This window comes from Brevibacterium atlanticum (assembly GCF_011617245.1).
Taxonomy (GTDB): domain Bacteria; phylum Actinomycetota; class Actinomycetes; order Actinomycetales; family Brevibacteriaceae; genus Brevibacterium; species Brevibacterium atlanticum.
The window spans coordinates 1460549-1476089 of record NZ_CP050152.1; the positions used below are offsets into that span (position 1 = coordinate 1460549).

The following is a 15541-nucleotide window of genomic DNA, read 5'->3' on the forward strand; positions in this document are numbered from 1 at the left end:
TCGATGCTCACCTACGCAGCCAACCGAGCGATCCAGTTCGCGCTCTCCCTCATCGTCGCTTCGGTGGTGGTGTTCGCCCTGATGAGCCTGCTGCCCGGCAATGCGGCGCAGGTGGCTCTCGGCACCAACGCCACCCCTGAGGCGGTGGCGGCGCTCGAGGCCCAGTACGGTCTCGACCGGCCCCCTGTCGTCCGCTACGTCGACTGGGTCGTCGGCATGCTCGGCGGCGACTTCGGCACCTCCTATGTCACAGGTGCGGCGATCACCCCGGTCATCGTCGACAGCGTCCAGGTCACCGCGATCCTCGTCATCGCCGCGATTGCGCTGTCGATCCTCATCGCCGTGCCGCTGGGCACCTTCGCCGCACTCGAACAGCGCAGTTGGATCGGAGTGACGATCTCCGCGGCGAGCCAGGTGGGCATCGCGATCCCGAACTTCCTCGCCGCCATCATCTTCGTCATCGTCTTCTCACTCACCCTCGGATGGTTCCCATCCCAGGGCTGGATGGCTCCGATCGAGGGTGTCGGCGGCTTCCTGCTCCGGCTCGTCCTGCCCGTGGTCTCACTGGCGCTGGTGCAGGCGGCCATCCTCACCCGCTATGTGCGCTCGGCCGTGCTCGACGTCATGCGCGAGGACTTCATCCGCACCGCCCGAGCGAAGGGCCTGACCAGGACGAAAGCCCTGTTCGTCCACGGTCTGCGCAACGCCGCGATCCCCGTCATCACTGTCGCCGGTGTGCAGCTGGCGACCCTGCTCGTCGGTGCGGTGATCATCGAACAGATCTTCGTCCTGCCGGGCATCGGCTCCGAACTCGTCCGCGCGGTGGCCAACCGCGACCTCATCGCCGTTCAGGGCATCGTCATAGTCCTCGTGCTGCTCGTGCTCATCATCAACCTCATCGTCGACATCCTCGTGCCCGTCGTCGACCCCCGAATCAGGAACGCCGCATGAGTGAGATCCCCACCGGTGCGAACAGCCCCCGCGATGACGTCGCCCTCGACGTGAGCGCAGCGACCGCCTCGGCGTCGGAACCTGCGACGGGACGCCGTCGCTCACGCCTGCGGCCGAACTCCTCGATGATCATCGGTACCTGCCTCGTCATCCTCATCCTCGGCCTCGCCCTGGTCTCCTTCATCTGGACCCCGTACGGGCCCAGCGAGATCGACCCGGTCGCCAGGCTCCGTTCGGGCAGCCCCGCCCACCCGTTCGGCACCGACAGATTCGGCCGGGACACCCTGACCTGGGTGATGTACGGAGCGAGGATCACGCTCATGGTCGGCGTCGTGTCCGTGGGCATCGCGCTGCTCATCGGCACCCCGATCGGGATCGTGTCCGCGATCTTCGCGAAGCAGCCGTGGGGGATGTGGATCGACGCGGTGATCATGCGCGCCAACGACATCCTGCTGGCCTTCCCGGCCCTGCTCCTGGCGATCATCTTCGCCGCTGTGTACTCCCCGGGCACAGGCCCGGCCATGATCGCCGTCGGCATCGCGGCGATCCCCGGGTTCGCGCGAGTGGCCAGGTCCGGGACGCTGCAGGTGCTCGGCTCCGAATACGTCCGCTCCGCGCGGGCGTCGAATCGTCGGATCCCGGCGATCGCGGTCGTCCATGTGCTGCCGAACATCGCCGGAATGGTCATCGTCCAAGCCTCGGTGGCGTTCGCGATCTCCGTCCTCGCCGAGGCGGGGCTGTCCTTCCTCGGACTCGGAACCCAGGCGCCGGTGCCCTCCTGGGGGCGGATGCTCCAGGAGTCCCAGCAGTTCCTGTCCACCCATCCGGAGCTGGCGCTGTGGCCGGGACTGTTCATCGCGCTCGCCGTCCTCGGCTTCAACCTCTTGGGCGATGGCCTGCGCGACCGTTTCGACCCGAAGATGGAGGCCCGGAGTGCCTGAGAACCTGCTCGAGGTCCGCGACCTCACCATCACTCCTGCCGGCGCCGAAACTCCCGTGCTGCACCAGGTGAGCCTGAGCCTGGCGGAGGGGGAGCGGGTCGGCCTGATCGGGGAGTCCGGGTCCGGCAAATCGCTGACCGCACAGTCCGTGATGGGGCTGCTGCCAGAAGAGCTTCACGCGCAGGGAAGCGTGCGCCTGCAGGGGCACGCCGGCAATCTCCTCGAAGCGAACGAGAAGACCCTGGCCGGGCTGCGCTCGGACATCGTCTCCATGGTGTTCCAAGAGCCGATGAGTGCGCTCAATCCGCTCATGCGCATCGGCGACCAGATCGGCGAGGTGCTGCGCCTCCACGGCAGGGTCCCCCGCGCGCAGATCCCGGGACGGGTGCGCGAACTCCTCGCCGATGTCCATCTGCCCGACCCCGACAGTGCGCGCTTCGCCTATCCGCATCAGATGTCGGGTGGGCAGCGGCAGCGGGTTATGCTCGCCATCGCCCTCGCGAACTCGCCGAGGCTGCTCATCTGCGACGAACCGACGACCGCCCTCGATGTCACCGTGCAGAGGCGCATGCTCGAACTCATCGCCGAACGTGTCGCCGCCGTGGAGGCCGGGCTGCTGTTCATCACCCACGACCTCGCTGTCGTCGCCGGTGTCTGCGACCGGGTGATCGTCATGTACCGGGGGCGGATCGTCGAGACCGGCACCGTCACCGAGATCTTCACCGCACCTCAGCACGAATACACCCGCGGGCTGCTGGCTTCGTCCGATCTCGAGTCCACCGACGATCGCGGTCGCCTGTTCACCTTGAAGACCGCGCTCGACTATCAGGGACCGCGCGTGCCGACCGGTGTTTCGGCGGCGGAGACGACGATTACAGACCGGGTGAGGGATACGGGCCACGTAAAGGATACGGGCCGCAGGGCGAACAGCGAGGGCGCTGGGGCAGTCGTCGCTGCCGACCGCGCGGCCGATGGGGATCAAGCCGCTGGCGGGAATCTCTCCGGTGACGGAAACGGTGCGGCCGATGACAGGGGCGGGGCCGCCTCGGCGGCGGAATCGGAACCGCTGATCGAGGTCTCCGATGTCACTCGCATCTTCACGGGTCGGGGCCTCTTCGGTCGTCGCCGGGCGGACGTCACGGCTCTGGGCGGCATCGACTTCAGCGTCGCCGCGGGGGAGAGACTGGGCATCGTCGGCGAATCCGGGTCCGGGAAGTCGACACTGCTGAACATCCTCTCGGGTCTCGACCGGCCCACGACCGGGCATGTCAGGGTCGGCGACATCCGGGTCGAAGCGGCGAGCTCCGCCGCTCTGCGCTCGCTGCGGGAGAACCTCCAGATCGTGTTCCAGGACCCGTTCGCATCGCTCGATCCGCGCATGCGAGTCGCCGACATCGTCGCCGAACCGCTCGTCGCGGCCGGGGTCGACAAGGACGAGAGAAGGGCCAGGGTCGAGGAGATGATCGCGGCCGTCGACCTCGACGGGCAGTCCCTGCGGCGCTATCCGCACCAGTTCTCGGGCGGGCAGCGTCAGCGCATCTCGATCGCCCGTGCCCTGGTCACCCGGCCGCAGATCCTCGTCGCCGACGAACCTGTCTCCGCGCTCGACGTCTCGGTGCGAGCCCAGGTGCTCAACCTGCTCACCGACTTGGTCGAGGACTATGCGCTCACGCTGCTGTTCGTCTCCCACGACCTCGGTGTCGTCAGACACCTGTGCTCGCAGATCATCGTGATGAAGGACGGGCGGATCGTCGAAACCGGGGCCACCGACGACATCTACTCGGACCCGCAGGAGGACTACACGCGGCGACTCATCGCCGCCACACCGAGCCTCACCGAGGCGCTCGCCGCCACCGGATGAACCGGCTTCGGTACCGGGCACAAGGCACACGAGCACCGGTCGCACAACACCGGAAACGCAAGAATCGCGTACACGACACCAGAACCATCGAGAGGAAGGGCGGAACGTGACCACCACGCTTGCCGATCAGAGTGCGGCCGCTATGGCGGCCGGATACGCATCCGGAGACTTCGACCCGATCGAGGTGCACGCCGCGGTCGTGGAGAGGATGGACGAATGCGAACCGGTCATCAACGCCCTCTTCCACCGCGACGATGACCGTTCCCGGGCCGCCGCCGTGGCCAGCGCCGCTCGCTGGCGTGAGGGCAGGCCGTTGAGCGACCTCGACGGTGTGCCGGTGACGATCAAGGAGAACATCGCCCGCCGAGGCGTGCCCCTGCCCGGCGGCCACGCGTGGGTTGAGATGCCGATCTCCGACCACGACGCACCGATCACACAGAGGCTCGAAGAAGCCGGCGCCGTCATCCTCGGATCGACGACGATGCCCGACTGGGGAATGCTGTCCTCGGGAGTCTCCTCCTTGCACGGAATCACCCGCTCACCGCTCGACCCGAGACTGACAACCGGTGGATCGAGCGCCGGCGCGGGTGCGGCGGCTGCGGCCGGGTATGGTCCCATCCACATCGGCTCCGATATCGGCGGATCGATCCGGCTGCCGTGCACATGGCTGGGCCTGGCCGGGCTCAAGCCCAGTTTCGGTCGGATCCCTCTCGATGCGCCCTACCTCGGGCGGTGCGCCGGTCCGCTCGCACGCCGGATGTCGGATGTCCGGGCTGCCATGGACATCGTCTCCGCCCCCGATGACCGGGACTATTCGCGGCTGCCGCGTATCGCCTCCGACGACCTTCCACCCGGACCCGGAAGCAGGGGAGACGCTGAGTTCGATCCGCGCGGGCTGCGGATCGGTCTGCACCTCGATGCCGGATGCGGAGTGGCCGTCGATGCTCAGGTGCGATCCACCATCACCGAGGCGGCCGAGAGATTCGCGGTGGCCGGCGCGGAGATCGTCACGATCGAGCCGTTCATCGACGATGATCTGCTTCACGATATGGACCTGTTCTGGCGAGTGCGGTCGTGGGCCGACCTCAAGGCGCTGCCGGTCGAGGAACAGGCCCTCATCCTGCCGTACATCCAGCAGTGGGCCCAGGACGGGGCGGACACCACCGGCGTCGAGCTGATGAACTGCTATCACAGTGTGCAGGAGATCCGGCGGCGCACCATCGCGGCCACCGCCGACTTCGACCTGGTCATCTCGCCCACCTCACCGGACGCCGCATTCCCGGCAGAGCAGCCGATGCCCTATCCGAAGGTGCACGAGCCGATGGGACACATCGGATTCACCATGCCCTACAACATGTCCGAACAGCCCGCTGCGACGGTGCTGGCCGGGTTCATGCCCGATGGCCGGACCATCGGGGCTCAGTTCACCGGTCGACGCTTCGCCGACGACTTCGTCATGGCCGCCGGCGCCTGGTTCGACGATGCCGTCGGCCTTGAGACGCCAGAACGGGCGGCGATGAGCTGAACGCTCACCACCGCCCGTTGAGGGTCGCGGTGCGGGTACCGCAGAGCGGGTGTCGCGGTGCGGCGGAGAGACTCAGAAGTCGAAGAATTCGACCTTGAGTTTGTCACCGTCGATCTTCACGCTGCCGGAGACCGAAAGAGTGTTGCCGTTGGAGAAGTAGGAGGAACCGGCCGCCTTGCCGTCGACGGTGAAGTCGAACTTGCCGGGCTCCTCGGTGAAGAACGAACCGGTGGTCGTGTCACCGGCACCGAACGAGGCCTTCACCTTGGGCATGTCCTTCATGGTCCACTTCGCGGTGTCCTTCTTCGCCAGATCGTCGAGCTTCTTGTCCGAACCGCCGACAGGGATCTCGGTGGGGTCGAACTTGATGAACTTGCACTTGGGCTTGATGCTCTTATTGTCGAAGCACTTCTTGAGCTCGGCCTCGACCTGCTTCTGGACTTCCTTCTGGAACTTATCCGTGGGGGTGAGGTCGAGGTTGAGGGTCGTGGGAGACACCTGCCCCTCATTCGGCTGACCGCCCGGGGCGAAGGCCTTCGGGAAGTTCACTCCGGCGGTGTCGGAAGCCTCCGAGATCCACTTGTTCGACGGGATCTTGAAGTCGTAGTTGCCGGGGTAGACGGCGAACGAGGTGGTTCCCGACTTCACTTTGTAGTCCTCACCGTTGACGGTGAGACCGTCGGCGGCGGGGACGTCGAGCGAGACGACGTTGAGGTCGGGTCCGGTCATCGTCCATTTGTCGAAGAACAGATCCTGCTTCCCATCCTTCTTCGCTGCGAGTTCGACATTGTAGGGACTGCCGTCGAGCTCATACGAGACGGTGACAGTGCCCTTGTCCCCGTCGACCTTCGACGACTCCACCTTGGCCTTCTCGATCTTCGCGGAGGACGCGTCGGTGAACTCCTTCGACAGGAGATCGAGATTCGTGCCCTCCGGGCGTGGTGAGGGCGCGATCTTCTCCGCGGCAGCGAAGTCGCCCTTGTTGAGTGCCTCGACGTAGTCCGCGGCCACCTTGTCGGGGCCGTAGTTGTTCTTATTGACGCTGCCGATGACGAGGAAGCCGACGAGCACGAGAATGATGACGAGAGCGACCGCACCGAGAGTGATGAAGAGCGGAAGCTTGCTCTTCTTCTTCTGCGGTCGGGAATCGGCCCGAGTCGCAGCGGTCTGGGAGCCGGCGAAGCCCGGAGCCGGTGCCGGCTGCGGAATCGCCTGCGACTGTCCGGGCCCTGAGCCGGTCTGGTTCGGGTTCGGGCCCGAACCGGTCTGGTACTGGCCCGGCTGACTCTGCCCGGCCTGGTGCGGTGCGGCCTGGTTCTGTGCCCCCGGGTAGGGCGTGCCGGTCTGACCGCCCGGGTATTGGGCACTCGAATTCTGCGCGTTCTGGTACTGGCTATTCTGGTACGGGCCGTTCTGTGGGCCGGCACCGGGGTAGGGGCCCGCCGGCGGGTAGGCCGGAGCTTCATTCGGCTGTTGGGGTGGGCCGACCTGCTGTGGGCCCTGACCCTGCTGGCCGGGACCGGCCTGCGACCCCGGTGACGAATACTGTGGGGACTGGTCCTGCTGCGAGGCGGCAGGCGTCACAGTGGGCCGGGCCGGCGAATCATCATTGGGGCTGCCGAGCGGAGGTGCCTGGCCATCGGGGGCCGACGAGTCGGCAGACGACTGCGACGATTCAGCCGCCTCGGGTGGGGTGTTCGACTCCTCGGAAGGGGAGGACGTCGCGGGGCTCACATCGTCAGCGCCGGCCGAACCCCGGTCGCCGTCGGTGTGCTCCGCAGGCGACTTCGCGCCGCCGCTCTCCGGAGGCTCGCTGGGTGGTGGCGGGAAATTGGGGTGATCGTTCCCGTTGCTCATCGTGGGGTTCATCCTTTGCGTGTACAAGCCTGTCCTGGCGCAATTGTACTTCCCAGAACAGGGAATCGCGCTGTCAATACCGGGAAGCTGACCCGAAGTCAGCGAAAATGGTGGTGATGCAGACTTCTCCCCACCCCCACACCCTCCGCCGAACGATCGTCAACGCACTCATCGAAGTCGTGAAGATCGACCTCATCGTGGTGCCCGCCGTCTTCGTGGCGGCCATCGTCTTCTGGATCATCGGGCTCGGCTCACAGCTGCCCTATTCGGCCGTCCCCGAATGGGCATTCGCACTGTGGGCGGCGATCTCGGGACTGAGCGTGACCACCCTCGGCTTCGACTTCTCCCTGGCACCGAGCCTCGTCACTCTCGGGCTGTGGCTGCTCGTGGCCGCTGCCGTCAAGCGACTGGTCACGGGCGTCGCCGCCGCTGACTGGGACGACGATGAGGTCGAGCTGGGGCAGTGGTGGACGATCGTCGGAGCCGGACTGGGCACGTTCACGGTCGCCTATGCTGCCCCCTTGTTGGCTCTTGCGCTCGCAGTCGGGCAGGCGACGATGACTCCGCTCGGTTTCCTCCGCTTATTCCTCTTCCTCGTCACAGCGCTGTTCGTCGGCTGCGTCCGTGCTCGCGGCGTCGGCGACTTCCCGGGACTGCGACTTCTCGACGACCGAACTTGGGACGTCGGGGTCAGACTCGCCCGCCGGCTGGTCTGGGGTGCTCTCGCCGCTGCGGTGATCATCCTCGTGGTCGGGTTCGTTCTCGGCTGGGAGCAGGTGACCGACTCGATGCAGGTCTACAGTTCGCCGGTCGCCGCAGGCATCGGCCTCCTCATCGTGCAGGTGCTCTTCGCTCCGGGCATTCTCTTCTCGGCTCTCTCCTGGTCTGCCGGCACCGGCGTCGTCCTCGGGGGAGCGGGTACGAGTTCGGCGTTCAGCGCGACCGCCTCACCGGTCCCCGATGTGCCGGCACTCCAGCTGCTCACCGTCGACTATCCGGCATGGACGGCAATCGCGCCCGTGCTTCTCATCCTTCTCGGTCTGCTCTGCACCATCCTCGGGCGATTCCGTGCACGTGAAGTGGCCGAGAGTTCGTGGCCGGGGATCGGCATCGCCGCCGGGATCGTCTTCGTCGGTGGGGAGGCTCTCGGACTCTTCTCGTTCGGTGCCCTGGGTCCGCTGGGACTCGCCGATTTCGGTCCTCCGGCGCTCACCTCGGCGTTGGTGATCACTGCGTGGATCGGTGTGGGGATGCTCGTCGGTCTGCTGCTCATCCGCCTGGCGAACCTTCAGGCGGGACCGGGCGACGACGGTCTCGGGGTCGACGTTGACGGCGAGTACTTCGGAGACAGCACCGTCGCCCTTGATGACGATGAGGTCCGCTGAGGAGGGATGCCAGAGTCAGTTGTGACGCTGAGCAGAGACGCCGGGTTGAGGGCCGTGCTCAGCGACACGTGGGCGCGCCGCTGTTCACGGATGGGTGCTCAGTCGGGCAGGTCTGAGGTGCCGGAAGGCGCCGTTCTCACTTGGTGTCGGGAATGTCGAGATCCTGGCCGGTGATCTGTTTGAACCAGTCGCCGAGACCCGTCTGGTATTCGCTCGTGCAGGACAGCTGAGCCTGCTGGGTGATCGCGTCACGCAGGCACTCCTCGTACTTCGACTGCACCGGCCAGAGGATGACCGATGACATCGTCGAGAAGATGAGATAGAGGCTGAGCAGTCCGCCGAGGATGCCCAACGACATGTTCCTCCGCTGCTTCGTCCTCACCACGGCGACGATGTACTTCACCGACCAGACGATTGCGGCGATGGCGAAACCGACGGCGGCGAGCTTGAACGGCAGCTGGTAGGTGAACGTCAGCACCGAGGCGAGGATGAGCAGGATGAGGACGAGCCCGTGTCGTGCCGGAGCCGCCTGCTGCTCCTTTTCGGGAGTCGGGGCCTTCTTCTCTTCGGTGCTGTTTGGTGACGTCACTCCGTCAGTTTCTCACAGACGACTGACAAATGCCTCGGCGGGAGGTGCCGGAACGTCGACCTGCGTCCGAACTCCGACCTGTGCCCGAACGTCGGGTGGTGTCCGGGTGCTGAGTGCCGGGGCGCCTCGTTCCGTCTCAGACGTTAGACTGTGCGGGTGCGCATCGTTCTTCTGGCTTCAGGCTCCGGTACCCTCACGCAGGCAGTCATCGACGCATTCGCCGATGGTGCGCGCGGTATCGACATCTGCGCCGTCGGTTCGGACTCGCCGACGGCTGGTGTCCTCGACCGGGCGCGCAGCCAAGATGTGCCGACCTTCGTCGTCAGTCCCAAGGACTTCTCAGACCGTGCGACGTGGAACGAAGACCTGCGGGAGACCGTCGCCGAGTACGCACCCGACTGGGTGGTTTCGGCGGGATTCATGCGCATCCTCGGCGAGAGCTTCGTCGCGGCGTTCCCGCAGCGGATCATCAACACGCATCCGGCGCTGCTGCCTTCGTTCCCCGGCGCGCACGGGGTCCGTGACGCGCTCGCCCACGGGGTGAAGATCACCGGGGGAACCATCCACCTCGTCGACACCGGCGTCGACACCGGTCCGATCATCGCGCAGTACGCCGTGCCCATCGGGGACGATGACACCGAGGAGACCGTGCACGAACGGATCAAGACCCGCGAACGGGAGGAACTCGTCCGTGTCCTCGCCCACCTCGCCCACTCCGACCTCGTCGTCGACGGCCGGCATGTCCGCGGATATGCCACCTCGGCGACGGTGCCGAACTGAACCCAGCCGTGCGAAGAACCGACCGGCGACCGAACCTCAAGGAGGATCTGTGACAGGAACCCGCGCGATCAAGAGAGCGCTGATCAGCGTCTACGACAAGACCGGATTGGAGGATCTGGCCCGCGGACTGAGCGCCGCCGGCGTGCAGATCGTGTCGACCGGGTCGACGGCTGCGAAGATCGCCGAGGCGGGGGTCGAGGTCACGAAGGTCGAAGAGCTGACCGGGTTCCCCGAATGTCTCGAAGGGCGGGTCAAGACCCTCCACCCGCGCGTGCACGCCGGGATCCTCGCCGATTCCCGCAAACCCGATCACCTCGATCAGCTGGCGGAGCTCGAGATCGACCCCTTCGACCTCGTCATCGTCAACCTCTATCCCTTCGCCGACACGGTCGCCAGCGGCGCCGGCTTCGACGACTGCATCGAACAGATCGACATCGGGGGACCCTCGATGGTGCGCGCAGCTGCGAAGAACCACCCCACTGTCACCGTCGTCACCGATCCGACCGATTACCAGGCTGTGCTCGATGCAGCGGCAGGAGAGGGATTCGACCTCGCGGCGCGACGCTCGTTCGCTGCCCGCGCCTTCGCCCACACCGCGGCTTATGACACCGCCGTGGCCGCATGGTTCGCCGCCGAGCTCGGCACCGATGACCAGCCTGCCTTCGCCGGGATCACCGGAGAGAAGATCGCGGACCTGCGCTACGGAGAGAACCCGCATCAGGCCGCCGCTGTCTACGCCGACGGGACCCGCGGAATCGCCGGGGCCACGCTGCTCGGCGGCAAGGCGATGTCGTACAACAACTACACCGACACCGATGCTGCGATCCGTGCGGCCTTCGACTTCGACCAGCCTGCCGTGGCGATCATCAAGCACGCGAACCCGTGTGGGATCGCCGTCGGCAAGACCGCTGCAGCCGCTCACGCGTCTGCCCACGCCTGTGATCCGCTCTCTGCCTACGGCGGGGTGATCGCGACGAACCGCGAGGTCGACTCCGAACTCGCGGCATCGATCAAACCGATCTTCACCGAATGCCTCGCCGCACCCTCCTTCACCGAGGAGGCCCTGGAGATCCTGTCGACGAAGAAGAATCTGCGCCTGCTCGAACTCGGCGACGTCGACGTGCCCGCCTCGGAGATCAAGCCGATCAGCGGCGGATTCCTCGTCCAGGACCGTGATGCCTTCCAGGCCGAAGGGGACTCTCCGGAGAACTGGACTCTGGCCGCAGGATCGGCGGCGTCGCCGGAGGTTCTGGCCGACCTCGAATTCGCATGGCGGGCCGGACGGGCCGTGAAGTCCAACGCCATTCTGCTCGCGAAGGACGGAGCCTCCGTCGGTGTGGGCATGGGCCAGGTCAATCGGGTCGACTCCGCGAAACTGGCCGTCGAACGTGCCGGATCCGAACGCGCTGCCGGTTCCGTCGCCGCCTCGGATGCCTTCTTTCCGTTCCCGGACGGTCTGCAGATCCTCATCGACGCGGGAGTCACCGCCGTCGTGCAGCCGGGTGGATCGATCCGCGACGACGAAGTCATCGCGGCCGCCGCCGAGGCAGGCATCACGATGTACCTTACCGGGAGCCGCCATTTCTTCCACTGAGATGCGACACCCTCACCCCCGTCACGCACGGCGGGGGCGGGGGAGAGGCCCGATCTCCAAGCGATGGATCTATTGGAAGCGCCGCTACGCGCATCCCACCCGTCGCGATTGGGTGCTGCTCGGGTGCCTCCTCGGGGCGATCGCCGCCGCTGCGTGCAGCTTCATCGACTTCCGCCTCGGCGCTGTCGTATTGGCCGTGGTGCCGGCGGGCCTGGCCGTGTTCCGAGCGATGCCGCCAACGTGGAGCGAAGTGTGGACCAATCGGTCGAAGGCCGTCGACATCGCCACCTGTGTGCTGTTCGCGGTGCTTCTCATCGGACTGGCGTTCATCGTCCCGCAGTCGCGGTGACCTCGATTATGTGCATTCTCTGGGAAATGGAACCCGCCGGTGTCGTCACGACGGAATCAGTGGCAAGGTGAGTGTCGTCAGAGGTTCGCTTCGAACCTTTTCCGATGAAAGGAGACAGCATGGGACTCGACGATCTTACTAACAAAGCCAAGGACGCCTTGAATAGCGATAAGGGTGAAGAGATCAGCGACCAGGGCCTGGATAAGGCCGCGGACGCAGCCAACAATGTCACCGGTGGAAAGTTCGAAGACCAGATCAATCAGGGTCGCGACGGAGCCGACGACAAGCTTGGCAACGATTGATTCTTAATCCATAGCCGCGTCCGGCATGGACAGAGCGCCGAGGAGAACGGAAGTTCGCCTCGGCGCTTTCTTATGTCGTACTGAGCCTATGCGGCGGTGAGCTTGTTGCCTGAGTGGTTCGAGCCCGGAGCAGATCAGCCGAGCTTTTCGATCGGGGCGTAGCGCAGCAGCAGTCGCTTCGACCCGGCCGAACCGAAGTCGACGACCGCGACGGTCTTGTCACCGACCCCGTTGACCTCGGTGACGGTGCCGAGGCCGAAGGACTCGTGCGAGACCTTCTCTCCGACCTCGACGGAGACGACCTCTCGATTCGGGCGGATCCGGTTGGGGAACCCGGCCACCGGCGCCGAAGCACCCGAACCCGACCGCGACCGGGATGAACCGCCCGTCGATCGCGACGAGCCGAAGCCCCGGGAGCCGCCGGAGTAGCCGGACGAAGAGCCGCCGGAACCGTATCCGCCGGCGCCGTACCCTCCCGATCCGAATCCTCCGGACAGCCCGCCGGTTCCGAATCCACCAGAGAAGCTGCCTGTGTTCTCCCAGGTGATGAGGCTCTCCGGGATCTCACCGAGGAACCGGCTCGGCGGGTTGTACTGCGGCTGACCCCACATGCTGCGGGTTTCGGCACGGGTGACGAGCAGTCGCTGACGGGCGCGCGTGAGTCCGACATAGGCCAGACGCCGTTCCTCGGAGAGTTCCTGTGGATTCTCGAACGACCGAGCATGGGGGAAGCCGCCGTCCTCGAGTCCGGTGAGGAAGACGACCGGGAACTCCAGCCCCTTCGCCGTGTGCAGCGTCATCAGTGTGACCTGGCCGAGTTCGGCATCAGGGATCTGATCGGTGTCCGAGGTCAGAGCCACCTGCTCGAGGAACTGGTCGATGGCCGCAGGACCCACCCCGGGCGCCGCTTCGACAGCCGATTCCTCGCTCTCTGCAGCCTCGTCATCGCCGGTTGCGGACGTGGCGGTCTGCGCACCGGTCGATTCGTCGTCACGCTCGGTCGCCTCGGCGTCGGTGTCTGCCTCATCGGTCGTGACTGCGGACTGACCATCCGACGCTTGGGAACCGGAGTCATCGCCGTCGGGATCGACGGCGGCGGCCTCACGGGTGGCGACGAAATCCTCGGCCACGGCGACGAGTTCGGCGAGATTGTCCACTCGGGATTCGTCCTGCGGATCCGTGCTCTTCTGCAGCGATTCGAGGTAACCGGACTGTTCGAGGATCGCTTCGATGACCCGCGACAGAGGCGAGGACTCGGCCGTCGACCGCAGATCCTGCATGAGATCGTAGAACTTCTGCACCGAGGTCAGGGCCCGCGAACTCAGGTGCGGGATCTCATCGAGGCGGCTCAGCGCGGTGAAGAAGCTGATGCCCTCACGGTCGGCGAAATCAGCGATGAGGCCCTCGGTGCGATCGCCGATGGAACGTTTGGGCACATTGAGGATGCGGCGCAGATTGACGTCGTCATCGGGGTTCGCCACCACACGCAGGTAAGCGAGGGCGTCCTTGATCTCCTTGCGCTCGTAGAAGCGGGTGCCGCCGACGACCTTGTAGGGAATGCCCGACCGCACCAGGGCATCCTCGATCGCACGCGACTGTGCGTTCGTGCGGTAGAAGACGGCGAAGTCACCGTAGGTGTACTTCTCCTCGTCGATGAGGTCATCGATGCGGTCGACGATGAACCGAGCCTCGCCCTGCTCGTTCTCGGCGACCCACCCGATGATCGGCTCACCCGAGCCCTCGGAGGTCCACAGCTTCTTCTCACGACGGTCGTCGTTGTTCGCGATGACCGCGTTCGCCGCGTCGAGGATGTTCTGCGTAGAGCGGTAGTTCTGCTCGAGGAGGATGGTGTCCGCGTTCGGGAAGTCCTTCTCGAACTCGACGATATTGCGCACCGTCGCCCCGCGGAAGGCGTAGATGGACTGGTCGGCGTCGCCGACGACGGTGAGTTCGGCACCTGTGGTCCCTCCGGCACCATCCCCGGCGAGGGCTTTGATGAGTGCATACTGGGCCGGGTTCGTGTCCTGGTACTCGTCGACGAGGATGTGGCGGAAGCGACGACGGTAGGAATCGGCCACCTCGGGGAAGGCTCCGAAGAGGTGAACCGTCTCGGCGATGAGATCGTCGAAGTCGAAGGCATTGGCCAGCCGCAGGCGGGAGGTGTAGCGCTTGAAGACGTCGGCGAGCACCTCATCGGCGGGGTTGTTCGGCCGTGGGATGTAGTCGTCGGGGGTCTGCAGGTCGTTCTTGAGGTTCGAGATCCGATGCAGTATGGCCCGCGGCGCATACTTCTTCGTGTCGAGGCCGAGTTCCTTGAGGATCTGAGCGACGAGGCGCTGAGCGTCCTGAGCGTCATAGATCGTGAAGTTCGACTTCATGCCCAGCACCTTCGCCTCCCGGCGGAGGATGCGGACGCAGGAGGAGTGGAACGTCGAGACCCACATCGCGCGAGAGGCCGGGCCGACGATGGAGGAGACGCGTTCGGCCATCTCCTTCGCTGCCTTGTTCGTGAAGGTGATGGCGAGCACCTCGCCGGGATGGGCACGTCCCGTGGCCAGCGCATAGGCGATACGGCGAGTGAGCACCGTGGTCTTGCCCGATCCGGCACCGGCGACGATGAGCAGCGGGGACCCGGTGTGGATCACGGCCTCGCGCTGGCGGGGATTGAGCCCGGTGAGGAGTTCGGCCGCTCGGGTCTCGGCACCGGCGGCATGGTCGATGTGTTCAGCTGCAGCAGTCATGTCGCGATCAACGATACCGTCAGCATCTGACACGACACGATCCCACCGTCCTCCCACACCCCAATTGCTACCCGACGGCGGCCCAGCAACCTGGCGCCAGGTTGCTGGGCCGCCGTCGGGTAGCAATCAGTGGAGGAAGACGGCTATGAGGACGTTGAGCACCGCGAAGGCGAATGTCAGATGCGCCAGCGTGGCCGAGGGGCTCTTCACCGCTGTGGCGACACCGCCCTCCGCGGGCGCTGATGCGACGACGGCCTTCTCCTTCCTATTGCCGAGGAAGGCGAAGACGGTGACGAGGATGGCCACCACGAGTTTGATGCCGAGCTTCATATGGTTGACATCGTCGTCGCCCATCTCCGCCAGGCCCATGAGCAGCAGTCCCGTGATGAGCTGCAGATAGGAGGCATGGAGCATCCCGGGCACCACTTTCGGCGAGCGGATGACCGTGAAATAGCCGCCGACGATGATCGCCATGCCGACCAGATGCAGGGTCAGCAGAATCTCGCGTAGAATTTCCATAGATTTCATCGTAGTGGCATGATGGTGTCTCGTGAGCGCGGGCCCCTGAACTGGTGCACGCTGTTCCGCCCTGGTGTAATGGCAGCACGCCGGCCTTTGGAGCCGTGCAGTATAGGTTCGAATCCTATGGGCGGAGCTGGCCCAATC

General features: G+C 65.7%; 13 protein-coding genes and 1 tRNA gene. 10 read left to right on the forward strand and 4 right to left on the reverse strand.

Annotation, left to right across the window (positions count from 1 at the left end):
- Window positions 1-3 precede the first annotated feature (3 nt).
- From GUY23_RS06435 to GUY23_RS06450, 4 genes are all read left to right on the forward strand, one after another.
- Window positions 4-951: an ABC transporter permease gene (locus tag GUY23_RS06435; RefSeq protein WP_166970732.1), complete on the forward strand. Its 948-nt coding sequence runs from the start codon at window positions 4-6 to the stop codon at window positions 949-951.
- A complete protein-coding gene (locus tag GUY23_RS06440; RefSeq protein WP_166970734.1) occupies window positions 948-1892 on the forward strand; it encodes an ABC transporter permease in 945 nt (314 codons plus the stop codon). Before GUY23_RS06435 ends, GUY23_RS06440 begins: the two co-directional genes overlap by 4 nt.
- Complete coding sequence (locus GUY23_RS06445; RefSeq protein WP_208085501.1) at window positions 1843-3753, forward strand: dipeptide ABC transporter ATP-binding protein; 1911 nt, start codon at window positions 1843-1845, stop codon at window positions 3751-3753. Before GUY23_RS06440 ends, GUY23_RS06445 begins: the two co-directional genes overlap by 50 nt.
- A gap of 106 nt (window positions 3754-3859) precedes the next feature.
- Window positions 3860-5278 (forward strand): amidase, encoded by a 1419-nt coding sequence (locus GUY23_RS06450; protein WP_228282768.1) that lies wholly within the window; start codon window positions 3860-3862, stop codon window positions 5276-5278.
- Between the two features lie 72 nt (window positions 5279-5350).
- Here the strand turns inward: GUY23_RS06450 and GUY23_RS06455 are convergent, their stop codons facing one another.
- Window positions 5351-7135, reverse strand: a complete 1785-nt coding sequence (locus GUY23_RS06455; RefSeq protein ID WP_166970738.1) for a zinc ribbon domain-containing protein — start codon at window positions 7133-7135, stop codon at window positions 5351-5353.
- A gap of 116 nt (window positions 7136-7251) precedes the next feature.
- Here GUY23_RS06455 and GUY23_RS06460 point away from each other — a divergent pair, with 116 nt between their 5' ends.
- Window positions 7252-8520 carry a cell division protein PerM gene (locus GUY23_RS06460; RefSeq protein WP_208085502.1) on the forward strand — a complete coding sequence of 423 codons (1269 nt, stop codon included), beginning with the start codon at window positions 7252-7254 and terminating at the stop codon, window positions 8518-8520.
- Between the two features lie 136 nt (window positions 8521-8656).
- Here GUY23_RS06460 and GUY23_RS06465 read toward each other — a convergent pair whose 3' ends face one another.
- On the reverse strand, window positions 8657-9109 hold the full coding sequence (locus GUY23_RS06465; protein ID WP_166970740.1) for a hypothetical protein: 453 nt from the start codon (window positions 9107-9109) through the stop codon (window positions 8657-8659).
- Window positions 9110-9265: 156 nt separating this feature from the next.
- On the opposite strand from GUY23_RS06465, the gene purN reads away from it, so the two are divergent.
- The 4 genes from purN to GUY23_RS06485 all read left to right on the forward strand — a co-directional run bounded on the left by purN (window position 9266) and on the right by GUY23_RS06485 (window position 12134).
- Complete coding sequence (gene purN, locus GUY23_RS06470; protein WP_166970742.1) at window positions 9266-9889, forward strand: phosphoribosylglycinamide formyltransferase; 624 nt, start codon at window positions 9266-9268, stop codon at window positions 9887-9889.
- A 49-nt stretch (window positions 9890-9938) separates the two neighbouring features.
- Window positions 9939-11483, forward strand: a complete 1545-nt coding sequence (purH, locus tag GUY23_RS06475; protein ID WP_208085503.1) for a bifunctional phosphoribosylaminoimidazolecarboxamide formyltransferase/IMP cyclohydrolase — start codon at window positions 9939-9941, stop codon at window positions 11481-11483.
- A 1-nt stretch (window position 11484) separates the two neighbouring features.
- The gene (locus GUY23_RS06480; RefSeq protein WP_166970744.1) at window positions 11485-11832 is read left to right on the forward strand and encodes a DUF3017 domain-containing protein; all 348 of its coding nucleotides are present in this window, start codon (window positions 11485-11487) and stop codon (window positions 11830-11832) included.
- A gap of 119 nt (window positions 11833-11951) precedes the next feature.
- On the forward strand, window positions 11952-12134 hold the full coding sequence (locus GUY23_RS06485) for an antitoxin (protein ID WP_166970746.1): 183 nt from the start codon (window positions 11952-11954) through the stop codon (window positions 12132-12134).
- Window positions 12135-12268: 134 nt separating this feature from the next.
- Here the strand turns inward: GUY23_RS06485 and GUY23_RS06490 are convergent, their stop codons facing one another.
- Complete coding sequence (locus GUY23_RS06490; RefSeq protein WP_166970747.1) at window positions 12269-14875, reverse strand: UvrD-helicase domain-containing protein; 2607 nt, start codon at window positions 14873-14875, stop codon at window positions 12269-12271.
- Window positions 14876-15001: 126 nt separating this feature from the next.
- Window positions 15002-15394, reverse strand: coding sequence for a hypothetical protein (locus GUY23_RS06495; protein ID WP_166970749.1), 393 nt, complete (start codon window positions 15392-15394; stop codon window positions 15002-15004).
- A gap of 64 nt (window positions 15395-15458) precedes the next feature.
- Here GUY23_RS06495 and GUY23_RS06500 point away from each other — a divergent pair.
- A tRNA-Gln gene (locus GUY23_RS06500) sits at window positions 15459-15530 on the forward strand.
- Window positions 15531-15541 lie beyond the last annotated feature (11 nt).